The following is a 25,763-nucleotide window of genomic DNA, read 5'->3' on the forward strand; positions in this document are numbered from 1 at the left end:
GAAGTTTGGAAATGAAACTCGCTGACAACAAAGCAACGCTGTCTTTCAGCAACGGCGCTCCCAGTGTGGAGATGCCTGTGTACCAGGGCAATATCGGCCCGGATGTGATCGACATCCGCAAGCTCTACGCCCAAACAGGCATGTTCACGTACGACCCAGGCTTCCTCTCTACCGCTGCCTGCCAATCCGCCATCACCTACATCGATGGCGACAAGGGTGAGCTGCTGTACCGCGGCTACCCCATCGAACAGTTGGCCAAGAACTGCAACTTCCTGGAAACCTGTTACCTGCTGCTGTACGGTGAACTGCCCAACGAAGCCCAGAAGGCCGAGTTCGAAGACACCGTGACCAAGCACACCATGGTCAACGAGCAGATGCAGTTCTTCCTGCGTGGTTTCCGCCGCGATGCCCACCCCATGGCCGTTCTGACCGGTCTGGTGGGCGGCATGTCGGCCTTCTACCATGACAGCACCGACATCACCAACCCCGAGCACCGCAACATCGCCGCGATCCGTCTGATCGCCAAGATGCCGACTCTGGTTGCCATGGCATACAAGTACGGTATGGGCCAGCCCTACATGTACCCCAAGAACGACCTGTCGTACGCGGGCAACTTCATGCGCATGATGTTCGGCAATCCTTGCGAAGAGTACCAAGTCAACCCCGTGGTTGAGCGCGCTCTGGACCGCATCTTCATCCTGCACGCCGATCACGAGCAAAACGCCTCCACCTCCACCGTGCGTCTGTGCGGCTCGTCGGGCACCAACCCCTTCGCCGCCATCTCCGCCGGCGTGGCCTGCCTGTGGGGCCCTGCCCACGGCGGCGCAAACGAAGCCTGCCTGAACATGCTGGAAGGCATTCAGGCCAACGGCGGCATCGCCAAAGTCGGCGAGTTCATGGAACAGGTCAAGGACAAGACCAGCGGCGTCAAGCTGATGGGCTTTGGCCACCGCGTCTACAAGAACTACGACCCCCGCGCCAAGCTGATGCAGGAAACCTGCAACGAAATCCTGGCCGAACTGGGTCTGGAAAACGATCCCCTGTTCGCCCTGGCCAAGAAGCTGGAAAAGATTGCCCTGGAAGACGACTACTTCGTCCAGCGCAAGCTCTACCCGAACGTGGACTTCTACTCCGGTATCGTGCAGCGCGCCATCGGCATCCCCGTCAACCTGTTCACCGGCATCTTCGCCCTGGCCCGCACCGTGGGTTGGATCGCCCAGCTCAACGAACAGATGGCCGACCCCGAGTACAAGATCGGCCGTCCCCGCCAGCTGTATACCGGCTCGGTGGCACGCGACGTCAAGCCTATCGCTCAGCGTTGATTGGCAGACTCAGGCCCGCAGCAGCGGGTCTGCAGAATGCAAAGCCCGCAGACTGCAAAGCCTGCGGGCTTTTTCTTTGGCGCTCGCTGCAGCCGTCTTTCAGATGAAGGACTACCAAAACAGTAGCTGTTAGCGCTTTTCAGCTAATGATTTCAATATCAAATTGATTCAAGACTGAAGCTTATAGAGCGTCAGCAGCTTCCATGCTCATAGCAAGCAGAGACCGGCAGCCCTCAAGGCACGAGCAGAATCGGCTGCAGTGCGCCATGCGCCTCCAGCTCGCGATGGGCGGCTGCCGCATCGGCCAACGCAAACTCCAGCGGCTCGCCCATGCGGAAATGCTTTTTGCGCAGCGCCTCGAACACACGCGCTGCCATCGCATCGCGCTCCCTGGCCTTCTTCACGAAGTGAAAGACCATGGGCCGGCTCACACTGTTCGAGCGCGCGGCCAGACGCGCAATCTCCAGCGGCGCGACCGGGCCGGACGACTGGCCATACATCACCAGTTGCCCGCCAAATGCCAGACTGGCCAGCGAACCGTCAAAGCTGTCCCTGCCCACGCCGTCATAGGCCACATCCACACCTTCGCCATGGGTGATCTCCATCACGCGGGCCGCCACATCCCTGGCCCCGGCGCCGCGATAGCGAATCACTTCCACGCAGCCGCTCTGGTCAGCCTTCCTGGCCGTGGCATCGCCGCCTGCCGTGCCAATCACCATGGCGCCCAGCTGCGTGGCCCACTGGCTCAGAATCTGCCCCATGCCGCCTCCTGCGGCCTGAACCAGAATGCGCGATCCCTGGCCTATCTGCGCCACGCGGTGCAGCAGCACGTCGGCCGTGAGGCCGCGCAGCAGGCTTGAGGCCACCAGCGCATCGCTCAAGTCGTCGGGCACGGCGATCAGCTCATCGGCAGCCATCACACGCTCGGCGGCATAGATCGCATAAGCCGCCGAAACATAGCAAACACGGTCGCCCACCTTGAAGCGGCTCACGCCTTCACCGACTTCGGCCACCACGCCCACGGCCTCGATGCCCGGCGTGCCAGGCAAAGCCAGCGTCTTGTACAGGCCCAAGCGCACATAGATATCGTGAAAGTTCACGCCAACACGCGTGTTGCGCACACGCACCTGAGCGGCGGCCAGCGACGGCGAGTCCACCTCGGCCAGCTTCAATACTTCGGGGCCGCCGTATTCGGTCATCACGATGGCTGAGTGGGCCATGGGTTTGCTCCTTGCTTTTTGATCTCTGGCCTTACTGTAGCTTGTCCCTGCGGCGTGCTGCGAAGCGGCAATTCCCCGACAATGCGCCTCCTGCCCCTATTGAAGCCCATCTGTATGTCTTTTGCCCCACTAGGCCTGCGCGCCGAGCTTTTGAATGCCGCCCAGGACCTGGGCCTGCACGACGCCACCCCCATCCAGTCCCAGTCCGTTCCCCCCGTGCTGGCCGGGCGTGACCTCTGGGCCTGCGCACCCACGGGCTCGGGCAAGACCATGGCCTATCTGCTGCCGCTGCTGCAGCGCTGGCTGCAGGCGTCGGGCAAGCGCGGCCATACCGGCTTTGTGCGACCGCTGACCACCTTGATCCTGGTGCCCACACGCGAACTGGCCCTGCAGGTGCATGAAAGCTTGAGCGATCTGACGCGCCAGCTGAGCAATGACCCACGTGAGCAGCCCCGCAACCGTGTGGTCTATGGCGGTGTTTCCATCAACCCGCAGATGATGCAATTGCGCGGCAGCGCCGACTTTCTGGTCGCCACACCCGGCCGCCTGCTGGACCTGGTCGAGCACAATGCCGTGCGTCTGGGCAGCGTGCAGCATCTGGTGCTGGACGAGGCCGACCGCCTGCTGGACCAGGGCTTTGCCGAAGAGCTGAACCGCGTGCTGGCCCTGCTGCCCGCTCAGCGCCAGACCCTGCTGTTTTCGGCCACCTTCCCGCAGAACGTGGAAGCGCTGGCCCAGCAACTGCTGCAAAACCCGGTGCGCGTGCAAGTCGATGCGGATGCAGCAGCCGAGCACTCGGCCAGCCCCGAAAACATCAGCCAGCGCGCCATTGCCGTGGACAGCACGCGCCGCACCCAGCTGCTGCGCCAACTGGTCAAGGATGGCGAAGGCCAAAGCGAATGGGAGCGCGCCCTGGTCTTTGTCGCCAAGCGCCACACGGCCGAAATGCTGGCCGACAAGCTCTACAAGGCAGGCATCTACGCCACCACCTTCCACGGCGACATGAGCCAGGGTGCGCGCAAGGATGTGCTCGACCAGTTCAAGGCCAGGCGCTGGCAGTTGCTCATCACCACCGACCTGGCCGCACGCGGCATCGATATCGCCCAACTGCCCACGGTCATCAACTACGACCTGCCGCGCTCGCCCGCCGACTACATTCACCGCATTGGCCGTACCGGCCGCGCCGGGCATGCAGGAGCCGCCATCACTTTCGTCAGTCCTCCGGATACAGCGCACTGGAAGCTGATCTGCAAGCGCAACCAGCTCGACATCGCGCTGGAGCAGCTTCCCGGTTTCGAACCCACCGAAGAAGCTCCGCCGCCACCTGTTGCGCAGGACGGCAATGGCGGCATCAAGGGCCGCAGGCCCAGCAAGAAGGACAAATTGCGGGCTGCAGGGCTTTTGCCCACCAAGCCTGGTCAGAGCTGATGCCTTGCAAATAGAACCGACGCAAACAAGGATGTACCAAGGGCTACGCCCCTGAGGCGAAGCATCTTGCCTGATGCTGCTTTGCGTAAATCGTGGCTGGATTTCCCAGTACAGTCAGTACCAACTGATTGATCCGGGAAATCCATGTCCGCCAATGTGAATCACAGCGCCGACGACAACTCCACGCCAGCGCTTTCCGGCACAGAGTTTGCCAGCGCTGCAACTCCTGCCTCCCCCATCACCCGCCAGCTCGAAAAAAGCCGCCAGTCGCTGCTGGACCTGTCCACGCGCAACCGGCTGCTGAGCCTGCCCCAGGCCGCCACCGCCAGGCTGCTGCACTTTGCCGATGAGCTGACGCCCGAGGTCTATCGCCTGCTGGTCAGCGAAAACAAGGCCATGAGCTTTGTTCCAAGCCGAAGCGACGAGGCAGAGCAGACCAATGCCGCAGAGCAAGCTGCTGCCGAAGTACAGTCCCCTGCCCTGCCCCAGCCCGACGACGAGCCGCGCGATGAACGAGGCGTGGCCCAGCGCCACCGCGACCTCAAGCTGCAGACACGCCTGTCCAGTGAAAAGCTGCAGCGCCGGCTGCTGGACATGTATTCCGACGCCCGCACTTTCGTGGAAGAGCAAGGCGTCAATATTCTGTTTCTGGCCTTGGGCCATCTGCAGTGGTTTGACCGCAATGCGCCCGACAAACCACGCTTTGCCCCCTTGATCCTGCTGCCCGTGGCGCTGGAGCGCAAAAGCGCGGCCGAGCGTTTCACCCTGTCCTGGCTGCAGGAAGATGCAGCGGAAAACCTCTCGCTGGCGGCCAAGCTCAAGGCCGACTTCGGCCTGGAACTGCCCGAATTCAAGGCCGGAGACGACTTTGACCCCGCCGCCTATCTGGCCGAGGTCGGTGCCATGGCCGCCTCTCAAAACGGCTGGCAGGTCTTGCCCGATGCGATGACGCTGGGCTTTTTCAGCTTTGCCAAATTCCTCATGTACCGCGACCTGGATGCCAGCACCTGGCCTGCAGAGAAGCGGCTGGACCAGCAGGCGTTGATCGCCGCCGCGCTGCAGGACGGCTTTGAGGCACGCGATGAAATCTTCCCCGAAGACGCCGATGTCGATGCACTGATTCCCGTGGCCAGCCAGCGTCATGTGGTCGATGCGGACAGTTCGCAGTCCCTGGCCATAGAGGCCGTGCGCCGCGGCGAGAACCTCGTCATTCAGGGGCCCCCCGGCACGGGCAAGTCCCAGACCATCACCAATGTGATTGCCGCCGCGATTGCCGATGGCAAGAAGGTGCTGTTCATCTCCGAGAAGATGGCGGCGCTGGAGGTGGTGAACCGCCGCCTCAAGGCCGTGGGCCTGGGACCGGCCTGCCTGGAGCTGCACAGCCACCATGCCAACAAGCGCAAGGTGCTTGAAGAGCTCAAGGCCACGCGCGACCTGGGCAAGCCGCGTGTGGAGCACCGCGACCAGATCATCAACGAGCTTGGCAGTGTGCAGCAGCAGCTCAATGCCCACAGCGAAACCATGCATGCGCCGCTGGCGCCCTGCGCACTGACGCCTTATCAAATCCTCGGCCATCTGGCCAAACTGGATGCGGTGCAGATCGCCCATCTGCCCGATCTGCTGCAGGGCGCGCAAAACTGGTCGGCCAGCGACTTTCATGCGCGCCAGCAAACCGTGCAAGCCCTGTGCCAGGCCGCGGCCAAGCTCACGCCCATCGCCGAACACCCCTGGCGCGGCGTGTGCCACCCGGCTTTGCTCAAGCTCGATGCCGATCGCTTTGCCCAGCAACTGCCTGCGCTGCAGGCCTTGCTGCAGCAAACGCTGCAAGACGCGGAGCAGCTGGCGCAATCGCTGAATGAGCCAGCGCCCGAAAACATGCAAGGCCTGCAGGCACAGATGGTGCTGGCGCAGCAACTGGCTCTGGCTCCCACGGTGGACCGCCAATCGGTGGCCAGCGTGATCTGGAATCATGGCCTGGGCCAGTTGCAAAAACTGGTGGAAACCGGCCAGCAGTTCAGCCAGCAGGCACAAAGCCTGCGCAGCCGTTTTGCCGATTCGGCCTGGAGCCAGGACTGGAGCCCTGCCCGCCAGAGCATTGCCGCGCATGGCGATTCGCTGTTTCGCATCTTCAACAGCGGCTATCGCCAGGCCATTGCCAGCGTCAAAGCGCATCTCAAGGAGGCTCTACCCAAGACCAGGGCAGAACGCATCCAGTGGCTGGATGCGCTAATGCAGGCCCAAGGCCTGCGCCAGACATTGACCCAGCAAAACAGCGATGGCCTGGCGGCCTTTGGCCAACTCTGGCAGGGCGAACAAAGCGACTGGAGCCAGTTGCAAGCCGTGCTGCGCTGGATGGCCGGGCCTGACGGCCAGGGCCGCAGCGAGGCCTTTCGCCAGCTCTACACCCAGCTGCCATCGCCCGCACACTGTGCGGAACTGGCGGCCAGGGCCGCAGCCTCGCTACAAAAATTTGAGCAAGCAGCGCAGACCACGCTTGCCAATTACCAGATAGATACTCAGGAAGCCTTTGAAACATCAGCGCTGCAAGCTATTCCTTTTGCAGCGATGAATGAACGCCTTGCGCAGTGGATGGGCGCGCCCGACGCACTGCTGAACTGGGCCCAATACCATGCGACCCGCAGCCAGGCGCGCAGCCAGGGCATGCCTGTGCTGGTGGAGCAGCTGGAACTGGCTGCCATTGCCCTGGATGATCTGCCACAAGGCTTTGAGCGCGCCTACTATGAGGCGCTGCTGCGCCAGGCCACGCAGGCCCACCCCGAGCTGGTGGGCTTCAACGGCGATCAGCACAGCCAGAAGGTGCGTCAGTTCCGCGCGCTGGACATGGAGCGCATCGAACTGGCGCGCGCCCAGTCCGCCCTCTCGCATTACGAGCGGGTGCCGCGCACGGCCTCCGGCATGGGCCCCATGGGCGTGCTCAATGGCGAGATCGCGCGCAAGCGCGGCCATATGCCGCTGCGCAAGCTGTTCAAGCTCGCGGGCGAGGCCGTGCAGGCCATCAAGCCTGTGTTCATGATGAGCCCGCTGTCGGTGGCGCAGTTTCTCGAACCCGGCGCTGTCGAGTTCGACCTGCTGGTCATCGACGAGGCCAGCCAGATCGAGCCCGTCGATGCACTGGGCGCAATTGCGCGCTGCAAGCAGCTGGTGGTGGTGGGCGATGACCGCCAGTTGCCACCCACGCGCTTTTTCTCGCGCATGACCAGCGAGCAGGACGAGTTTGACGACGAGGATGAAGACCAGCTCATCGCCGGTGCCGCCGATGTGGAAAGCATTCTGAGCCTGTGCCTGGCCAAGGGCATGCCCCAGCTCATGCTGCGCTGGCATTACCGCAGCCGCCACCAGTCGCTGATTGCGGTGTCCAACCAGCAGTTCTACAACAGCGGCCTGTTCATCGTGCCCAGCCCCTACACCGCCCGCGCCGGCATGGGCCTGCGCTTTCACCACCTGCCCGAGGGGCGCTTTGACAGCGGCGCCACGCGCGTCAACCGTATCGAGGCGCAGACCATTGCCCGCGCCATCATGCAGCATGCTCTGCAGACCCCGCAGCTGAGCCTGGGCGTGGCCGCGTTTTCGCTGCAGCAGAAGATCGCCATTCAGGACGAGCTGGAGCTGCTGCGCCGCCAGCAGCCCGAGGCCGAGCCTTTCTTTGTCGCCCATCCCAACGAGCCCTTCTTCATCAAGAATCTCGAAAACGTGCAGGGCGACGAGCGCGATGTGATCTTTATCTCGGTGGCCTATGCGCGCAATGCCCAGGGCTATCTGCCCATGCGTTTCGGCCCCGTGAGTGCCGACGGTGGCGAGCGCCGCCTCAATGTGCTTATCTCGCGCGCCAAGCAGCGCTGCGAGGTGTTCGCGTCCATCACGGCCGACGATATCGATCTGGAACGCGGCAAGGGCAAGGGCGTGGCCGCACTCAAGGTCTTTTTGCAGTACGCGGCCACGGGCCAGCTGGCCATGGCTGGCATCAGCGGCCGCGATCTGGAGTCGCCGCTGGAGGAAGATGTGTATGAGGCTCTGACCGAGGAGCTCATGGCCCAGGGCCTGAAGGTAGAGACGCAGATCGGCATTGCCGGCTTCTTTATCGACCTGGCCGTGGTCGACCCTGAGCAACCGGGCCGCTATCTGCTGGGCATCGAGTGCGACGGTGCCAGCTACCACCACAGCCGCTCGGCCCGCGACCGCGACCGCCTGCGCCAGTCCGTGCTGGAGAGCCATGGCTGGCAGCTGCACCGCATCTGGGGCTGCGACTGGTTTCGCCAGCCGCGTGCCGAGACGCAGAAAGTGCTGGCCGCCGTGCAGCGCGCGCAGCAGAGCTTTGAGCAAGATCTGCCTCAAACGCAGGCCCCACCTGCGCCAGCAGCTATGGAAGTGATAGAGCGTGAAGTAGTAGAGGCAGAGCCCACGGAAAATGCCGGCAACAGCGGCCAGGCAAGGCCTGAATCCGCCTATGCCGAGGCTCGCTTGGAGGTGCCCGCCAAGGATCTGCACAGCTTGCCCACCTCGCTTCTCGCGCAGCTGGTGCTGCAGGTGGTGGAGCAGGAAGGTCCGATTCACGCCGATGAGCTGACCACGCGCATGCGCACCCTCTGGGGTCTGCAGCGTGCGGGCAACCGCGTGCGCGATGCGCTGGAGGCGGCCCGCCAGTCGCTGCTGGCCGATGGTGCCATCACCAGCGAAGCCGATTTTCTCGATCTGCCGGGCCGCACGGTGCGCGTGCGCGACCGCTCTGCCGTCAGCTCGGCCAATCTGCGCCGCCCCGACTGCCTGCCCCCCGCGGAAGTTCGCCAGGCCATCCGGCAGGCGCTGCGCTCCAGCCTGGGCGGCCAGCGTGACGAGCTGCCCGCCGCCGTGGCACGCCTGCTGGGCCTGAACGCCGTGACGGCCCCCGTGCGGGAGCTGATACTGGGCCAGCTCGATGCACTGCACAGCAGCGCCGAAGTCGAGTTCAACGGCACGCTGTACCGCTTGTCCGTCTGATGGCTGGCCTGATCGAGATCTTTCTTCACAGGCCCTCCAGGCCCACTACCATTGGCATATGCCTCGTCAGAACACCAGCCCCGCAGAGTTTCCTCCCGCCATTCTTTTGCAGATCGAACAACTGGCGCAGCGCATCGTCCAGCAGCGCAAAAGCCGTGGGGAGACTCAGGCCCAATGGGCCGAGCGGCTGGGCATCTCCCAGCCCACCATGGCGCGTATAGAGCGTGGCGATGCGGCCGTCTCCATGGCCACCTATGTGGCCTGTCTGTGGCAGCTCAATCCGGCGCTGGATTTGACACAGTTGCTAGCACCCGCCGGTGTGCCCAGGCTCGCGCCCGCTGCTGGCTCCATGGCAGAGGAAAAGGCCAAGGCCTCAAAGCGCGCCAACACCATCACCGCATTGCCTGCCGAGCAGCAAGCCCAGGTCGAAAGCAATTTCGCGGCCGCCAAGGCGGCGCTGGACTTCTTCAAAAGCCCGATGTTCTGAGCACAAAAAAAACCCCGGCCATGGCTGACCGGGGTTTGCGGCATGAGAGCTGGCTCGTTTACAGCATGAAGACGCTGGCGGCCCAGATGCAGGCAAAGCTGACCAGACCCATGACGATGGTGGAGGTGGTGAAGACGCGCAACGACTCTTCCATCTCGATCTGGGAAAACTTGGTCACCACCCAGAAGTAGGAGTCATTGGCATGCGAGGCCACGATGGAGCCCGCGCCAATGGCCAGCACGGCGAAGATGCGGCCGGTTTCCGAATCCAGGCCGAAAGTGGCCAGGCTGGGAGCAATGATGGCCGCGGATGTCAGTGCCGCCACGGTGGACGAGCCCTGCGCCGTCTTGAGCAGCAGTGCAATGATGAAGGGCACAAGCAGGCCCACGGAAGCGCTGCCCAGGGCATCGCCCAGTGCGGCGCCCACGCCGGTTTCCTTGATGATGGCGCCGAACATGCCGCCCGCGCCGGTGATGATCAGCGTGGGGCCGGCCTTGACGATGGCGTCTTCCAGCACGGCGCTGAAGTCGCCCTTCTTGCCGCCATTGCAGGCCAACAGCCACATGCCGCAGAGCATGCCGGCCAGCAGCGCGATCACGGGGTTACCCAGAAAGTGGAACGCGGTGGCCAAGCCGTCCTTGTAGCCCAGCGTGGTCAGCAGCGTGGAGATCGAGATCAGCAGCAGCGGCAACACCACGGGCAGCAGCGAAAAGCCGAACGAAGGCAGATCGGCAGTGGACTGCAGCTCGCTCTCATCAGCCACGGCAGGCGCGTAGTCCTTGCCCTTGCACATCCAGTTGGCCCAGAAATACGCGGCCAGCAGACCGGGAATGGCAAACAGCACACCGGCCAGCACCAGCATGCCCAGATTGGCGTTCAGCGCCGTGGCCGCCGCCAGCGCACCGGGGTGGGTAGGTACCAGGCAGTGCACGGCGTACAGCGAGGTCCCGAGGATAGAGGCGATCAAGGGCATGGGCACCTTGGAGCTGGCGCTGATGCTGCGGGCAATGCCGCTCAGGATGATGTAGCCGGTATCGCAGAAGATGGTCAGGCCGGGGATGAACCCGGTCCAGGCCATGGCGGGCCTGGCGTTGTGCCTGCCGGCCAGGTTCAGGATATGGGTGGCAATGCTCAGGGCTCCACCGCTTTTTTGCATGCACACGGCAATCGCTGCGCCGAAGATGATGACAAAGGAGATGCTGCCCAGCGTGTTGCCAAAGCCGGTCTTGAGCGCGTCGATCACCTTGGGCAAGGGCAGGCTGGTGCCCAGCAGTGCCAGCGCCAGAGAGACGGCGAACAGTGCGCCAAACACATTGGCCTTGAGTTTGGCCGTCAGGTAGATGATGGCCACGATGCTGAGGACCACCAGAATGGATGAAATAGCAATACTGCTCATGAACTGGGATTTTCTGATTGGTTGCCAGTGCTCCACGGATGTGGTCTGACGAAAAAATGGCGCTGGATTCCAGCGCCTGTTGACCGATCCGGCTGGCCATCTGTCATGCAGTTGCCATGCCCACCTTGGTGGGCGAAATTATAGGTTTGCCGGCATCCGCAACCAGGTTACGAAATGCGGACCCTGGCATGCACAGCCAACAGACGGTTTTCAGACAGGTCTCACCCGCAGAGCAATTCAGCAAACAGTGAGCAGATACTCAGAGCCCGCTGTTTCTGCCGCTCACAAACGGCATTCCTACCGGGGCGCGCCTGGCTCTTCCGCTCTGGCTTCAATCGCCAAAACGCTCCCGGTACACCACGGGCGTGATGCCCAGACGGCGCACAAACAAGTGGCGCAGCGCCTGCTCCGAACCCAGCCCCACCTTGGCTGCCACGGTCTTCAGCGGCAAGCCGCCCAGGTTTTCCAGCAACTGCTTGGCGCGCTCCAGCCTTGCATTTTCGACAAAGGTGCTGGGGCTGCATCCGGTCTCCTGCTGGAACACGCGGCGAAAGTTGCGCTCGCTCATCGCCGCCTTGCCCGCCAGCAGCGCCAGCGGCATAGGTTGGTCCAGATGGGCCAGCACCCATTGCTGAGCCGCCTGCACCCCGCCATGCTGGGTGGCTTGCGCGGCCAGCGAGACGCTGAACTGCGACTGCCCGCCAGGCCGCTTGAGGTACATGACCAGATCGCGCGCCACATCCAGCGCCAGGGCGTGGCCAAAGTCCTGCTCCACCACGGCCAGCGCCAGGTCTATGCCTGCCGTCACGCCAGCCGATGTCCAGTAACTGCCGTCGCGCACATAGATGGCGTCGGCATCCACGGCAATGCCCGGATAGCGCTGGGCCAGCAGGCTCGCCACGCTCCAGTGCGTGGCCGCGCGCCGGCCATTGAGCACGCCGGCCGCCGCCAGGAAAAAGCTGCCGCTGCATAGCGCAATCATGCGCCCGACCTGCGGTGCCACGCGCGCCACCCAGTCCACCAGCTCGCCCGATGCAGCCAGCACCTGCTCGATATGGCGCGAGCCCACCAGCAGCACGGTGCAGCCCGTGCCATCGGCTTCCACCTGCGCCAGCGTGTGTGTGGCCTGCAAGCCCATCAGCGTGTCCGACGGCACCATGGCGGCCTGTGCCGCCACCACGCGCACGGCGTAGCCATCGGGCAGGCCTTTCTGGCGCAGATGCACATTGGCATAGTCGAACACCGACATGGGGCCTATGGCCTCCAGGGCCTTGAAGCCAGGGTAGACGACCAGATCAACGCGATGCGCGCCAGCGTGGCGGTGTTCCATATCAAAACAAGAGCTTGAAACGCAGGTGGATATTGCGCCGCAGGCCTTTTTGATAAAAATTCCGCAGCAAGAAGCACCCACTATACGCAGACATGACAACCGGCCTCACCCAGCACCGGGGCAACCACCGCTACAGCTGGGGATTCCAGGTCTGCCGCAATGGCTGCACCATGGCTGCGGCTCTGCCGATGCCTGCCGGCGGCCTCCGGGTTGTCGAGATGGGGCGGTTCACGCCGAGCCGCCGGCAGTCAGCGCTGCCGCAGGACTGTCGCCTTGGCCTGCTTCGGCCTTCAAGGGCGGTGGACCTGAAGCAGGCGTCACCAGGCTTCACAATAAGCCGCCTCAGCCCCGACCCTATCCCACCATGCACATCCACGCCCGCGGCCTGCTCTACTTCGACGCCATCCGCCGCAACGGATCGATACGCGGCGCCGCGCGCCAGCTGTTCATCGATGCCTCGGCCGTCAACCGCCAGCTGATACAGCTGGAGCAGGAACTGGGCTTTGCCCTGTTTGAGCGCCTGAGCGGCGGCCTGCAGCTCACACCGGCCGGAGAACTGTTCGCCCGCCATGCCACCCATGTGCTGCAGGATGCCGAATGGCTGGAGAACGAGTTGGACATGCTGCGCGGCCTGCAGCGCGGCAAGGTGCATGTGGTGGGCGTGGAAAGCCTGCACAGCGCGCTGCTGCCCGAGGTGATAGGCAGCATGCTGGAGCGCTATCCGGGCATCTCGCTGCAGGTCACTTCCGCCAGCTCGGGCCATATTGCCGAATACGTGGCCAGTGGCCGAGCGGACGTGGGCATGGCTTTCGACATGCCACAGCACGAGGATGTGGAGCACGCTGCCAGCGGGCGCTTTCGCCTGGGCGCGCTGGTCACCACCGGCCATCCACTGGCCCGCAAGCGCAACGTGACGCTGGCGCAGTGCACGCCATGGCCCTTCATCCTCGGCACCGAGGACCTGGCCTCCTATGCCCTCATTCAGGACGAACTCAAGGTCCTGCCCGAACCGCCCAAGGCCGTGGTGCGCGCCACCTCGGTCGAACTGATGAAGCGCCTCGCCGCTGCGGGCCACGGCATCGCCTTCCAGACCCGGCTGGGGCTGGAAGCCACGGCATCGGCCGCCACACCTGCCGCAAGGTTCGTGCCGCTGGAGTCGGCACAGGGCGCTCCCATCCTGGGCACGCTGGGCATCCATGTGCGCAGCGGACGCAGCCTGCCGCCGGCCACGGCGGCCTTTGTCGAATGTGCGAGCCAGGTCATCCTGCGCCTGTCGGCGCAGGAAGCGCGGCCGAAGCGGCGGTAGTTCCGTCGCGCCTGGCCGCTGCATTTTCAGCCACGGTCCAGTGCAAATTCGGCCATTTTCAACAACGGCAACGGACCCTAGCATGGGTCCATGCCATCCTCTTCACCCCCCCCTCTTCTACCGGCACCCTGGTGCTGGAGCTCGTATCGGCCGAAGCGCTGACAGCGGAAGTACGCCGGCTGCGCCTGTGCCGCCCTGACGGCCAGGCACTGCCGCCGTTCACCGCAGGCGCCCATATCCGTGTGCACCTGCCGGACGCTGACACAGAGCCCACGCGCTGCTATTCGCTGGTCAACAGCGACGGCGACGGTCTGGTCTATGAAATTGCCGTGAAGCTCGAAACCACGAGCCGTGGCGGCTCGCGCTTCATGCACCAGTTGGCGGTGGGCGACCGCATCGAGGTCGATCCGCCGAAAAACGACTTTGCACTGCACGACGCGCCGCACGAGGCCTTGCTGATTGCCGGCGGCATAGGCATCACGCCCATTCTGTCCATGGCCCGGCAGCTGCAGGCGGCGGGCAGGCCCTATGCCCTGCACTACGGCGCCCGCAGCGAAGAGCTCATGCCCTATCGCACCGAGATCGAAGCCGTGGCCGGCGCCCAGGCCCATCTGTATTTCGACGGCGGCGATCCCTCGCGAGGCATGCAGCTGGCCAGCATGCTGGGTGCACTGCAGGCCTCGCGCCATGTCTATGTCTGCGGTCCGCGCGCCTTGATCGACGCCACGCTGACCGAAGCCCAGCAACTGGGATGGCCGCGCAGCCACATCCACTTCGAGCTTTTCGCGGCGCCGGCCGCCACGGCGGCAGACCGCAGCGTCACCGTCCGTCTGGCGCGCAGCGGCCGCCAGCTCGAGGTGCCTGCCGGCACTTCCATCCTGGACGCGCTGATCGCCGCCGGCTGCGATCCCCTGTTCGACTGCCGGCGCGGCGAATGCGGCATGTGCGCGGTGCGCATGCTGGACGGCGAGGCCGACCACCGCGACTACGCACTGTCCGACGAGGAGCACGCAGAAGGCATGGTCTGCGTCTGCGTCGCGCGCGCCCGCAGCCCGAGCATCACGCTCGACCTGTGAACCATCCCACCAAGAACCAGAAGGAGAACCCCATGAGCAGCTTTGTCAAAAACGCCTGGTATGTGGCCGCATGGAGCCGCGAGATCGGCCGCCACCTGACGGCGCGCACCATCCTCGGCGAGAACCTGGTGTTCTGGCGCCGCCAGGACGGCACGCCGGCCGTGCTCGTCGACCGCTGCCCGCACAAGCTGGCGCCGCTGTCCATAGGCACGCTGGTCGGCGACGATCTGCAGTGCGGCTACCACGGCATGACTTTCAGCGGCAGCGGCCAGTGCGTGCGCATTCCCGGCCAGGCCGCCATCCCACCATCGGCCTGCGCGCAGTCCTTCCCGCTGGTCGAGCGCTACGGCGCCGTCTGGATCTGGATGGGCGACCCGGCCCTGGCCGATGCGCAGCACATCGTGGCAGTACGCCACTACGGCGAACCCGGCTGGGCGCTGGTGGACGGGCAGTACCTGCACTTTGATTGCAACTACCTCAACATCACCGACAACCTGGTCGATCCTGCGCACACCACCTATGTGCACAAGAACACCATTGGCAACGCGGCGGCCGAGGACGTGAGCGTGAAGGTGGAACAAGGCGACAACCAAGTGCTGGCCTACCGCTGGGTGAACGACTCCGAGCCCGTGCCGCTGGTCAAGGCCATGGGAAACTTCACGGGGCCGGTGGACCGCTGGCAGTACTACTACCTTCATCTGCCCTCGGTGTCCTGTGTCGATTTCGGCAGCATCGCCACGGGCCGCGAGCACAGCGAGCAGGAAATGGACGCGGGCCTGCGCTCGTTCTCGTACAACTTCCTCACGCCCGAGACCGAGACCACGACCCACTATTTCTGGCTGCACCTGCGCAACTACCACGCGGACAGCGCCGAGGCCAGCACCCAGGTCGCACGGCTGATGACGGACACCTTTCTCGAGGACGCCGCCATCCTGGCCCTGGTGCAGCGCGAGCAGGAGCGCACTGGCGTGCGCGAGTTCGTGCGCCTGGGCATAGACAACGCGCCCGCCCGCATCCGCCGGCTGATTGCACGCCGGCAGGAAGCCGAGCAAGCCGCAACGGCTACATCGCCCGCCGCCAGTCAGACCGCCGTCGCCTGATTTTTCACCCTCACTACAGCAAGCTTACCCATGCAAGATTTTTCCCTGGGCTGCAACGGCCGCGGCATACGCCATTGCGAAACATTGCCGCTTGAAGAGCAATTCAAGATGCTGCGCGACAGCAAGGTTTTCGACCATTTCGACCGCATGCCCCAGCCGGGTGAAGAACGCGAATACATAAGGCTGGCCAACAAATACGGCATGCCACTGCGCACCGGCCTGTGGTCGTACACGGCGGGGCGCGACGAGGCCGCGCTCGAAAAAAACCTGCGTGTGTGCAAGGAAGCCGGCGCCGAGTTTCACAACATCATGCTGTACACGCGCCATGCCGCGGGCCATGTGGTGAGCGATGACGACATCGTGGCCTTCTACCTGCATGCCTGGGAACTGGGCCAGCGCATAGGCATGGAGATCGGCATGGAGAACCACATCTACATGTGGAGCGAAGACCCACGCCGCATCACGCCGATTGCGCAGCGCGTGCGTGCGCAGGGCCTGCCCTTTCAGTATGTGCTGGATCACAGCCATGTGCTGCTCAAGCTGGACAACCCCGAGGAGCAGGATGTGGTCGGCATGCGTGCGCAGGTCGAGTCTGGCGAGGTCGTCATCGACCCTTACGAAAGCGGCAACCTTATCGACGACTGGATAGCCCAGAACATGGTGCACTGGCTGCAGATACGCCCGGTCTCGCCCAATGGGCCGCGCAATATCTGGCAGCTTACGGACAACGGCCACTACGGCCGCGCCTGCCAGTACCCGTTCACGCGCCCGGCCCCGGGCCAATGGCATGCCACCTGGACGGCCTGGCGCGTCGAGCCCTGCAAGGAGGTCGTGCGGCGCGCGCTGCGCCATCACTACAGCACGCCGGGAAGCCCGCTGCGCTACATCACCACCGACATGATCGACATGCCCGACTACGGCGGCGGTACCCGATATTCGCTGTTCGAGCAGAACGTGGCGATTGCCCTGTGGTTCCGGGAAACCGCGGCGCAGATCCGTGCGCAGCATCAGCCCGGCGAAGCAAGCAAAATCTGAAACACAAGGCATGGCCGAGGCATTCAATTACGTCGATATTCGGCCAAAGCCCCTCAGGCGGCGGCCATGCCTGCCCTCTTCGCCACCAGACTGGCCTACATTCAAGGTTTCGCTGAGCGAAGGCCAAGCCTCGCTCCCCCTATTTCCAGAAAGACAGACATGAAATCACGCGCCGCCGTGGCCTTCAAGGCCGGAGAACCCCTGCAGATCGTCGAGATCGACGTGGCCCCGCCGCAAAAGGGCGAAGTGCTGATCAAGATCACCCATACCGGCGTCTGCCATACCGACGCCTTCACCCTGAGCGGCGATGACCCCGAAGGCATCTTCCCCGCCGTGCTGGGCCATGAAGGCGCGGGCATTGTGGTCGAAGTCGGCGAAGGCGTGACCAGTGTCAAGCCCGGCGACCATGTGATTCCGCTCTATACCGCCGAGTGCGGCGAGTGCCTGTTCTGCAAGAGCGGCAAGACCAATCTGTGCGTGGCCGTGCGCGCCACCCAGGGCAAGGGCGTGATGCCTGACGGCACCACGCGCTTCTCGTACAACGGCCAGCCCATCTACCACTACATGGGCTGCTCCACCTTCTCCGAGTACACCGTGGTGGCCGAAGTCTCGCTGGCCAAGATCAGCCCCGACGCCAACCCCGAGCAGGTCTGCCTCCTGGGCTGCGGCGTGACCACGGGCCTGGGCGCCGTCAAGAACACCGCCAAGGTACAGGAAGGCGACACGGTCGCCGTGTTCGGCCTGGGCGGCATCGGTCTGGCCGTGATCCAGGGCGCCAAGCTGGCCAAGGCCGGCCGCATCATCGCCGTCGACACCAACCCCGGCAAGTTCGACCTGGCCAGGACCTTCGGCGCCACCGACTGCGTGAACCCCAAGGACTTCGACAAGCCCATCCAGCAGGTCATCGTGGAGATGACGGGCTGGGGCGTGGACCACAGCTTCGAGTGCATAGGCAACGTCAACGTCATGCGCGCCGCGCTGGAATGCGCGCACCGCGGCTGGGGCCAGAGCGTGATCATCGGCGTGGCCGGCGCGGGCCAGGAAATCTCCACCCGCCCCTTCCAGCTGGTGACCGGCCGCAAGTGGCTGGGCACGGCCTTCGGCGGCGTCAAGGGCCGCAGCGAGCTGCCCGGTATGGTGGAAGACGCGATGAGCGGCAAGATCCAGCTCGAACCTTTCGTGACCCACACCATGGGCCTGGCCAAGATCAATGAAGCCTTTGACCTGATGCATGAGGGCAAGTCCATCCGCAGCGTGGTGAATTACGCCGAGGCCTAAGCCATCCCCACCTGAAGCTATCGACAAGAGAGCATATGGCGCCATCCGGGCGCCATTTTCAATATGAAAAATGCTGCATTCGTTTGAATAGCAAGCGGCTGCAGCTTCTGATTTTGGAGCATCCCATGACTGCCCAACCGTCTCTGGAACTCAAAACCGCCCACGCCTGCTTTGGCGGCGCACAGCGCTATTACGAGCATTTCTCCAGTGAAATCGGCCTGGCCATGAAGTTCTCGGTGTATTTGCCGCCCAAGGCCGTAGCCGGAGAGAAGGTGCCGGCCCTGCTCTATCTGGCCGGCCTGACCTGCACCGAGGAAACCTTCATGATCAAGGCCGGTGCCCAGCGCCTAGCGGCCGAGCTGGGCATTGCCCTGATCTGCCCAGACACCAGCCCGCGCGGCGCGGGCCTGGCTGGTGAATCTGACGCCTGGGACTTCGGCGTGGGCGCAGGCTTCTACCTCGACGCCGCGACCAAGCCCTGGGCCCTGCACTGGCGCATGGAAAGCTACATCCTGAACGACCTGCTGCCGCTAATCAATGCCAGGCTGCCCGTGGATCTGCAGCGTGTCGGCATCTTCGGCCACAGCATGGGCGGCCATGGCGCGCTCACGCTGGCGCTGCGCCACCCGGACCGGTTCAAGAGCGTCTCGGCCTTCGCGCCTATCGCCAATCCCGTCAACTGCCCCTGGGGCCAGAAGGCCTTCAGCGGCTATCTGGGCGATGACAAGGCCGAATGGTCACAGCACGATGCCAGCGAACTGATGGCCGCGCTAAAGCAGGCGCCCTATCCCGCCGGCATTCTTGTCGACCAGGGCCTGGCCGATAAATTCCTGATCGAGAAGCAGCTGCTGCCCGAAGCCTTCGAAGCCGCATGCGCCAAGGCCGGCCAGCCGCTCACGCTACGCCGCCACGCGGGCTACGACCACGGTTATTACTTCATCCAGAGCTTTATCGACGACCATCTGCGCCACCATGCGCAGCAGTTGCAGGGCTGATGCAGCAGGCTGCGTAAAAGCACAAGCTGCCTGAAAAAAGAAAATCCGCTTCGGCGGATTTTCTTTTGGATGGATGCCATTGGCTAAAGTGCGACGTCAGGCTCCGGCCATCCAGCTGAACCAGCGTAGCATCAGGTCTTGCGCGGCGTGCCCACCTCGTAGACGCGCAGATCACGCTCCCCAATGCCCAGCCCGGGCCAGGCCGCGCGCCACACAGCGATATGGCTGGAGGCGAAATGCGCATCGAGTGAGGCCTGATCCTGCCACAGCTCCTTCACATGGATCAGGCCCGGCACCAGCACGTCCTCGGCGTAGCCATATTCCAGGCAGCCCGGCTCGGCGCGCGAGGCTTCGGCCATGGCCCGCATGGCAGGCCTGGCGCGCTCCAGGTTCTCGGCGGGCAGGCGCACGGTTCCGACGATCAGCAGCATGTTCGTATCTTCCAGAAAAATCCACGCGCCAATCCATTGCGTGTGGTGGCCTGACGGTGGTATGAAAATCCGCCCTCATGCTCTGAGACCTGTGGACGGACAGTGTGGCCGGATACTAACCGGACAGACCAGCCATTCATGGGACCAGGCTGCAGCGCCCGTGAAGCAGGCTCGGTGCAATCCGGGAAATAGCCGGCAAGAGCTGCTTCCCAGCAAAGCCACGCAGCGACTCCAAAGCGCTTGCTTCAGCCCGGCATGCGACCCGCACGCATTTCAGCGGCAATCTTTGCCAGCACCTCGGGCAGATCGGCCACGCTGCGCACCACATAGTGGGCTCCAGCGGCCTTGAGCTTGGCTTCGGCCACGGCCACACGGGCATCCACCTCGGCGGCATCGGCCTTGGCAAATTCCTCCACGCTATAGCCGACCTCATTGCCCGACAGGCTCAGGCCCACGGTCCACATACCGGCGCGCAACCCTTCCTCGATACCGGGAACGGTGTCGTCGACCTTCACGCAGGCACGCACATCGCCAATGCCCAGTGCCAGCACATTGGCCAGCGCCATAAAGGGGCCGGGGCGGCCACCGGCCTCCAGCTCGTCGCCGGCCACCACATAGTCGGGCTTGAGGCCTGCAGCCTCGGCCTGGGGCAGCAACTGGTTCAGCACTTCGCGCGGATAGCCCGAACAGGATCCGACCTTCAGGCCGTTGGTGCGCAACCATTGCAACAGTTCCACCGCACCGGCAATGGGGGCCGAGAACTCGCCCACCTTGGCAATCTGCATGGGCATGAAGCGGGCATAGATGGCATCCACATCTTCATTACTCGGCACGCGGCCAAAAACGGCCTGCCACTGGGCGGCAATGCTCTGCTCCTGCAGCAGCTGGTAGATATGGTCCCATTTGGACAGGCCCATGGGCCCGCGTGCCTGCGCCAGCGTGATGGTGATGCCAAAGGTGGCAAAGGCTTCCACAAAAATCTGCGTGGGCGCCAGCGAGCCGAAGTCCACCAGCGTGCCGGCCCAGTCAAAGATGACGGCTTGCAGCGGCGAGAGATCTGCGGCGATGGATTCGCGCAGGGCATGGGGTTCGGTTTGGGCAATGGAGTTCATGGTTTTCAGAGCTTTGGTCAACGAAAGAGAAACGTTCAAAAAGGTTCAGTCCAGGGTACGGATGAAGTTACGCCCGCGCGGGCCAGTAGCTGCCTTGTGCACCATGGTCTGCCAGTCATCGGGCGCCACGCCGTAGTGCGCAGGTTCTGTTGCCACGCCCAGTTGCTGCAAAAAGACCTGCAACCGCTGCACGGCCACGGCGGGTGCCATGGCATCAAAGATGGAGAGCAGCGCGGCATCGGCCGCGGGGTCGGCGCCCAGCGCCATCTCCAGCACCAGCGGCAGGCTGAACGAGCAGGCAATGCCATGGGGCACGCCATGCTGCAGCGTGATGTCGTAGGACAGCGAATGCGCGAGCGCGGTCTTGGTATTGGAAAACGCCAGCCCAGCCAGCAGCGCGGCCTGGGCCATGTCGGCGCGCAGCTGCAGATTGCCCAAGTCCTGCATCAATGCCGGCAGGGTCGCCATGGCGCGGCGCGCGGCCTGCACGGCCAGACTCATGGACACGGGGTTGCGGTTCACGTTCCAGATGGATTCCAGCGCATGCGAGAGCGCATCCAGGCCCGAGGCCAGCGTGGCGCCTGCGGGCAGGCTGGCCATGAGCTCGGCGTCGATGATGGCGGCCTCGGGCCAGGTATGGGGCTGATGCAACGAGTATTTCCGGCCCTGCGCCTGATCCCAGATCGTGGCCCAGGGCGTGACTTCGCTGCCGGTACCTGCCGTGGTCGGAATGGCGATCAGATGCTTGTGCAAGGCCGGAGGCAGTTGCGCTGCCTGCTGCAAAACCGGGAGCAGATCGGTGAACCGGCCTGTGGCCGTGGTGCAGATCAGCGCCTTGGCCGAGTCAATCGCACTGCCGCCGCCCAGCGCCACGATGACGGGCACATCGGCATGGTCGCGCTGCACCTGCTCGTACAGAGGCGCCAGCCATTGCACATCGGGATTGGGCAGGATGCTGTCGATCACGCCACGCAGTTGCTCGCCGATGAGCTGGCGTATGCGCTGCACCAGACCCAGGCTCCCGGCCTCGGGAAAGGTGACCAGCAGGCAGTTGCGGCCGGCCAGCAGCGCGGGCAGCTGGTTCAGGCTGCCGTTGCCGGCGATGACGCGCACGGGGTTGTGATAAGTCCACACGGGAGAAAACCTTTGAAATTCAGAGTGAAATCAGCCTCTGGCGCAATGCAGTCAAGCGCAAGCAGCTATTGTTTTTATTGAAGCCATCAGTGACGTGCGCCCTGCTGGATGCGGCTGCGCAGCCAGTTGGAGATCAGATCGGCCGCGATGACCATCACGGTGATGACGACGATGCAGGTGGCCGTCTCCTGATAGCGGAACAGCTTGAGGCTGCTGACCAGCTCGAAGCCCAGGCCGCCCGCACCCACCATGCCCAGCACGGTGGCCGAGCGCAGATTGACTTCGAAGCGATAGAGCACCACGGCAATCCAGGCAGTGATGACCTGGGGTACGACGCCAAAAGCAATGATCTGCAGCTGGCTGGCGCCGGCGCTGCGCAGGGCCTGCAGCGGGCCGTCATCGATTTCCTCGATGGCCTCGGCAAAGAACTTGCCCAGCATGCCCATGCCGTGCAGGGCCAGCGCCAGCACTCCAGGGAAGGGGCCCAGCCCCACGGCAGAGACAAAGACCAGGGCCAGAATCAGCTCGTTGATGCTGCGCACCACATTGAGAAACTGGCGCGTGATGCGGCGCAGCCAGTGCCAGCTGTGCAGATTGCCGGCCGCAACAAAGGACAACGGCAAAGCCAGAAGCACGGACAGCAGCGTGCCCCAGATGGCGATCTGAATCGTCTCCAGCGCCGGCGCCCACAGGCGCGGCAATATGCTCCAGTCCGGCGGCACGGAGCGCGAAAGAAAGTCGCCGATCTGCGGCATGCCGGCAGCCAGCTCGCTCCAGCTCATCTGTGCGCCTGCAGCACTCCAGTGCAGCACCCAGGCCAGTGCCAGAGCGATGGCGGCCATGGCCAACCAGCCTCTGTTTCCATCGGGGCGCGCCGCCGTCCACCGCCACCCATCAACTGCGTGGCGCGTGGAATTCATATGAGTGCTGCTCATCACAGGCCTCCTGTCGTGGCGACCATGGGGCTGGCAGGCATCCAGCTGCCTGCGGGCATGGGTGTGTGCTGCTCCTGCAGCTCTGCCATTGCCGGCACCTGATGGTAGATGGCGTTGAGAGCAGCATCTCCGAGCTGATCGGGCGCACCATCGAACACCATGCGGCCTTGCGACAGGCCGACGATACGGTCGCCAAACTCGCGGGCGTAATCGACCTGGTGCAGATTGCAGACCACGGCAATGCCCAGCTCACGCGTGGCATCACGCAGATACTGCAGCACGCTGCGCGCGGTCCTGGGGTCCAGGCTGGCCACGGGCTCGTCGGCCAGAATCACCTGAGGCCGCTGGGCCAGGGCGCGGGCAATGCCCACACGCTGCATCTGCCCGCCAGACAATGCCTGGGTGCGCTCGCCGGCCTTATGAGTCAGACCCACGCGCTCCAGGCATTGCTCGGCCAACGCAATATCGCTGCGCCTGAAGAACTGCAGCACCGAGGCCAGCGTGCTCACCTGGCCCAGGCGTCCGGTCAGCACGTTCTTGCGCACCGACAGGCGCGGCACCAGGTTGTGATGCTGGAATACCATGGCCACATGGCGGGCCAGCTCGCGGCCTGAATGCTTGCGCATGAGGTCGATACCGCCGACTTGCAACTGGCCGCTGTCGGGCTGGTTCAGCCCGTTGATGCAGCGCAGCAAGGTGGACTTTCCCGCACCCGACAGACCCAGCATGACCACGAACTCGCCCGCTTTCACATCCATGTCTATGCCATGCAGCACATGGTTGCTGTCATAGCTTTTGCGCAGGTTGCGGATGGTGATCATTTCATCTTCCCCAGGTCCAGATTCAGGGTCTTGGCAGTGGCGCGGACCACGTCATAGGCCTGGTCGTTGGTGGATGCAAAGCCGTTGAGCTCGCCACGGTCACCCCAGGGCAGGCCTTTGATCTCGGCCAGTGCGGTGGCGACTTTCTGCTTGGTCGTCGCATCCAGGCTCTTGCGCCAGGCCATGGGCGACTCGGGGATGGGCTGGGAACGCCACACGACCAGGAAGTCCTCGGCCTTCACATGGCCCTTGGCCACGGCGTTGAAGAAAATGGGCTCGGCCACGGCTGCCGCATCGACCTTGCTATTGGCCACGGCCAGGATGCTGGCGTCATGCGAGCCCGAGAAGATCACGCGCGAGAAATATTTGTCGGTGTCAACGCCCTCGCCCTTGAGGCCTGCCTTGGGGAACAGATGGCCCGATGCAGAGCTCGGGTCGACAAAGGCAAAGGTCTTGCCCTGCAACTGGGCCACGGTGTTCAGGCCCTTGTCCTTTCTGGTGATCAGAATGCTCTGATAGGAGCTCTGCCCGCTCTTCTTGGACACGGGAATCGCAAAAGCTTCGGCATTGGCCAGCTGACTGGCCAGCACATAGGAAAAGGGGCCAAAGTAAGCCACATCGATCTTGCCCGAGCGCATGGCTTCGATCACGCCGTTGTAATCATTGGCCACAAAGGGCTTGACCTTCATGCCGGTCCTGGCGGCCAGTTGCTCCATGACTTGCTGGCTGGCACGGATCATGGCCTGGGCATCTTCCGAGGGGATCAAGCCCACACGCAGTTCCGTGGGCTGCTGGGCCAATGCGCCACCAGCCATCATCAGGGCCAGGCCGGCAGCTGCACCTTGCAGCCAGGTTTTGCGGGTCATCTTCATGGTCTTCATCCTTTGCCGGTATCGGCTGTGCGTTGGGATGAATCCTAGGGACGACTTATGACTGTCATATGAAGGTTTCAGAATGGTTTTGAACAGCTTCCATAGATCAGACCTTGAGATGAATCTTTCATGAGCAATGCCCGCTATCGCAGTTTTGTAGCCGTGGCCCAGCACGGCAGCCTGAGCGCCGCTGCCCGCGCCCTGGGCGTGAGCCAACCCACCATCTCAAGCCAGATCACCACGCTGGAGCGGCAAAGCCAGATCGAGCTGTTTCACCGCCAGGGCTATCGCATGTCGTTGACCGTCGCGGGCCTCAAGCTGCTGAGCCTGGCGCAGAAGCTGCTGGCCCTGGAATCCGAGGCCGAGTTCTTTCTGCGCGACTCCGGCAAGCTCAACCAGGGCGAGCTCAAGATCGGTGCCGTCGGGCCGTTTCATGTGATCGAGATGGTGGCCGCCTACCGCGCCCGTCACCCGGGCATGCAACTGTCGATCCGCATGGGCAACTCGCAGCAAGTGCTGCGTGATCTGGAAAACTACAGCACCGACGTGGCCGTGCTGGCCGGGCTTTATGAACGGCCGGAGCTGCTGGCACGCGAATATGCACGCCACTCCATCATCTTGTTTGCTCATGTGGAGCACCCACTGGCGCAAAACAACACGGTTGACCTGCGCACGCTGCAAGGCCTGCCTCTGCTGCTGCGCGAACCGGGCTCGACCACCCGTGCAGCCATGGAAAAAGCGCTGGCCGCCGCCGGCGTCAAACCCCGGCTGAACCTGGAGATCGGCAGCCGCGAGGCCATACGCGAAGCCGTGGCCCGAGGCCTGGGCATAGGCGCGGTTTCAGAGGCCGAATTCATTCCCGATCCGCGCTTCAAACCCATTCGTATCAAGGGAGATCCGGCCAGCACCACCACCTATGTGTATTGCATGCAAGAGCGCAGCGACAGCCTGCTGGTGCGCTCGTTTCGTGATGCGATCCAAGAGCGGGAATGAGGTGATGAAAAGCTTGGCCTAATCGTCCTCTGCAAGCTCCAGTCAAGTACGTCTGATGCAGGCGCGGCTTGTCTCAGACTCAGAGCGCTCCTCTGCGCAGTTTTTCCAACTCAGCCTTTTCCTTGGCTAACTTGGCTTCACGGTCTGCGATCTTGCCAGTCTTGCCTGTGTCTCGTGCCGCATCGAGATCACGCTGCCGCTTCTCCACCTTCCTCTCTTGATCGGCAATGCGTGCTGCATGCTCTTGCTCAAGTTTGGCATCACTGCAATGGGCCTGGTTTTCACGCAGTGCCTTCTCCAGGCCACGTACACGGCTCACCTGGCCCTTTGCCTTGGCATGCTCCATATCGCGTGAGATCTCTGCTCGCTTGCTTTCACAAGTGGCATGTACGGGCTGCGCCAGTGCAGCATGGGCCGCCAAGGCGGAAACAGCGATTGCAATCAACGTGGCTGAAGTGCGCATAGGGCTTTATCTCGATAAGCTGGGCTGTCCATGA

The 25,763-nt window shown here is 63.7% G+C and carries 21 protein-coding genes; 11 read left to right on the forward strand and 10 right to left on the reverse strand.

Annotation, left to right across the window (positions count from 1 at the left end; translation table 11 throughout):
• Positions 1 to 11: 11 nt before the first annotated feature.
• The gene (locus tag QMY55_RS16645; RefSeq protein ID WP_283485271.1) at positions 12 to 1,322 is read left to right on the forward strand and encodes a citrate synthase; all 1,311 of its coding nucleotides are present in this window, start codon (positions 12 to 14) and stop codon (positions 1,320 to 1,322) included.
• Positions 1,323 to 1,555: 233 nt separating this feature from the next.
• On the opposite strand, the gene QMY55_RS16650 is transcribed toward QMY55_RS16645, so the two are convergent.
• Positions 1,556 to 2,542 carry a quinone oxidoreductase family protein gene (locus QMY55_RS16650; protein WP_283485272.1) on the reverse strand — a complete coding sequence of 329 codons (987 nt, stop codon included), beginning with the start codon at positions 2,540 to 2,542 and terminating at the stop codon, positions 1,556 to 1,558.
• A 114-nt stretch (positions 2,543 to 2,656) separates the two neighbouring features.
• On the opposite strand from QMY55_RS16650, the gene QMY55_RS16655 reads away from it, so the two are divergent.
• The 3 genes from QMY55_RS16655 to QMY55_RS16665 all read left to right on the forward strand — a co-directional run bounded on the left by QMY55_RS16655 (position 2,657) and on the right by QMY55_RS16665 (position 9,452).
• Positions 2,657 to 3,970, forward strand: coding sequence for a DEAD/DEAH box helicase (locus QMY55_RS16655; protein WP_283485273.1), 1,314 nt, complete (start codon positions 2,657 to 2,659; stop codon positions 3,968 to 3,970).
• Positions 3,971 to 4,114: 144 nt separating this feature from the next.
• Positions 4,115 to 8,965, forward strand: a complete 4,851-nt coding sequence (locus QMY55_RS16660; RefSeq protein WP_283485274.1) for a DUF3320 domain-containing protein — start codon at positions 4,115 to 4,117, stop codon at positions 8,963 to 8,965.
• A 58-nt stretch (positions 8,966 to 9,023) separates the two neighbouring features.
• Positions 9,024 to 9,452: a helix-turn-helix domain-containing protein gene (locus QMY55_RS16665; RefSeq protein WP_283485275.1), complete on the forward strand. Its 429-nt coding sequence runs from the start codon at positions 9,024 to 9,026 to the stop codon at positions 9,450 to 9,452.
• Positions 9,453 to 9,510: 58 nt separating this feature from the next.
• Here QMY55_RS16665 and QMY55_RS16670 read toward each other — a convergent pair whose 3' ends face one another.
• A complete protein-coding gene (locus QMY55_RS16670) occupies positions 9,511 to 10,848 on the reverse strand; it encodes a GntP family permease (RefSeq protein WP_283485276.1) in 1,338 nt (445 codons plus the stop codon).
• A 331-nt stretch (positions 10,849 to 11,179) separates the two neighbouring features.
• Positions 11,180 to 12,178 carry a GlxA family transcriptional regulator gene (locus QMY55_RS16675; protein WP_283485277.1) on the reverse strand — a complete coding sequence of 333 codons (999 nt, stop codon included), beginning with the start codon at positions 12,176 to 12,178 and terminating at the stop codon, positions 11,180 to 11,182.
• A 364-nt stretch (positions 12,179 to 12,542) separates the two neighbouring features.
• Here QMY55_RS16675 and QMY55_RS16680 point away from each other — a divergent pair, with 364 nt between their 5' ends.
• The 6 genes from QMY55_RS16680 (at position 12,543) to fghA (ending at position 18,968) form a co-directional block, all read left to right on the forward strand.
• A complete protein-coding gene (locus tag QMY55_RS16680) occupies positions 12,543 to 13,484 on the forward strand; it encodes a LysR family transcriptional regulator (protein ID WP_283485278.1) in 942 nt (313 codons plus the stop codon).
• Between the two features lie 131 nt (positions 13,485 to 13,615).
• Entirely contained in the window at positions 13,616 to 14,560 is a 945-nt protein-coding gene (locus QMY55_RS16685; RefSeq protein WP_283485279.1) for a PDR/VanB family oxidoreductase, read from the forward strand.
• Positions 14,561 to 14,592: 32 nt separating this feature from the next.
• A complete protein-coding gene (locus tag QMY55_RS16690; RefSeq protein ID WP_283485280.1) occupies positions 14,593 to 15,660 on the forward strand; it encodes an aromatic ring-hydroxylating dioxygenase subunit alpha in 1,068 nt (355 codons plus the stop codon).
• Between the two features lie 30 nt (positions 15,661 to 15,690).
• On the forward strand, positions 15,691 to 16,695 hold the full coding sequence (locus QMY55_RS16695; RefSeq protein WP_283485281.1) for a xylose isomerase: 1,005 nt from the start codon (positions 15,691 to 15,693) through the stop codon (positions 16,693 to 16,695).
• A gap of 159 nt (positions 16,696 to 16,854) precedes the next feature.
• Complete coding sequence (locus tag QMY55_RS16700) at positions 16,855 to 17,973, forward strand: S-(hydroxymethyl)glutathione dehydrogenase/class III alcohol dehydrogenase (protein ID WP_283485282.1); 1,119 nt, start codon at positions 16,855 to 16,857, stop codon at positions 17,971 to 17,973.
• Between the two features lie 125 nt (positions 17,974 to 18,098).
• The gene (gene fghA, locus QMY55_RS16705; protein ID WP_283485283.1) at positions 18,099 to 18,968 is read left to right on the forward strand and encodes an S-formylglutathione hydrolase; all 870 of its coding nucleotides are present in this window, start codon (positions 18,099 to 18,101) and stop codon (positions 18,966 to 18,968) included.
• A gap of 131 nt (positions 18,969 to 19,099) precedes the next feature.
• On the opposite strand, the gene QMY55_RS16710 is transcribed toward fghA, so the two are convergent.
• The 6 genes from QMY55_RS16710 to phnD all read right to left on the reverse strand — a co-directional run bounded on the left by QMY55_RS16710 (position 19,100) and on the right by phnD (position 24,273).
• Positions 19,100 to 19,399, reverse strand: a complete 300-nt coding sequence (locus tag QMY55_RS16710) for a putative quinol monooxygenase (protein WP_283485284.1) — start codon at positions 19,397 to 19,399, stop codon at positions 19,100 to 19,102.
• A 245-nt stretch (positions 19,400 to 19,644) separates the two neighbouring features.
• Entirely contained in the window at positions 19,645 to 20,511 is an 867-nt protein-coding gene (phnX, locus tag QMY55_RS16715; protein ID WP_283485285.1) for a phosphonoacetaldehyde hydrolase, read from the reverse strand.
• 45 nt (positions 20,512 to 20,556) lie between these two features.
• Entirely contained in the window at positions 20,557 to 21,645 is a 1,089-nt protein-coding gene (psrA, locus tag QMY55_RS16720) for an iron-containing alcohol dehydrogenase PsrA (protein WP_283485286.1), read from the reverse strand.
• Positions 21,646 to 21,731: 86 nt separating this feature from the next.
• Positions 21,732 to 22,580 (reverse strand): phosphonate ABC transporter, permease protein PhnE, encoded by an 849-nt coding sequence (phnE, locus tag QMY55_RS16725; protein ID WP_407650531.1) that lies wholly within the window; start codon positions 22,578 to 22,580, stop codon positions 21,732 to 21,734.
• Positions 22,580 to 23,401, reverse strand: a complete 822-nt coding sequence (gene phnC, locus QMY55_RS16730; RefSeq protein WP_283485287.1) for a phosphonate ABC transporter ATP-binding protein — start codon at positions 23,399 to 23,401, stop codon at positions 22,580 to 22,582. Before phnC ends, phnE begins: the two co-directional genes overlap by 1 nt.
• The gene (gene phnD, locus QMY55_RS16735) at positions 23,398 to 24,273 is read right to left on the reverse strand and encodes a phosphonate ABC transporter substrate-binding protein (protein ID WP_283485288.1); all 876 of its coding nucleotides are present in this window, start codon (positions 24,271 to 24,273) and stop codon (positions 23,398 to 23,400) included. The genes phnC and phnD overlap by 4 nt, the downstream gene beginning before the upstream one ends.
• Positions 24,274 to 24,402: 129 nt before the next feature.
• Here phnD and QMY55_RS16740 point away from each other — a divergent pair, with 129 nt between their 5' ends.
• Positions 24,403 to 25,266, forward strand: coding sequence for a LysR substrate-binding domain-containing protein (locus QMY55_RS16740; RefSeq protein WP_283485289.1), 864 nt, complete (start codon positions 24,403 to 24,405; stop codon positions 25,264 to 25,266).
• 79 nt (positions 25,267 to 25,345) lie between these two features.
• Here QMY55_RS16740 and QMY55_RS16745 read toward each other — a convergent pair whose 3' ends face one another.
• Positions 25,346 to 25,729 carry a DUF1090 domain-containing protein gene (locus QMY55_RS16745; RefSeq protein ID WP_283485290.1) on the reverse strand — a complete coding sequence of 128 codons (384 nt, stop codon included), beginning with the start codon at positions 25,727 to 25,729 and terminating at the stop codon, positions 25,346 to 25,348.
• Positions 25,730 to 25,763 lie beyond the last annotated feature (34 nt).

Origin of the sequence: Comamonas resistens (assembly GCF_030064165.1) — a bacterium.
Lineage (GTDB): Bacteria > Pseudomonadota > Gammaproteobacteria > Burkholderiales > Burkholderiaceae_C > Comamonas > Comamonas resistens.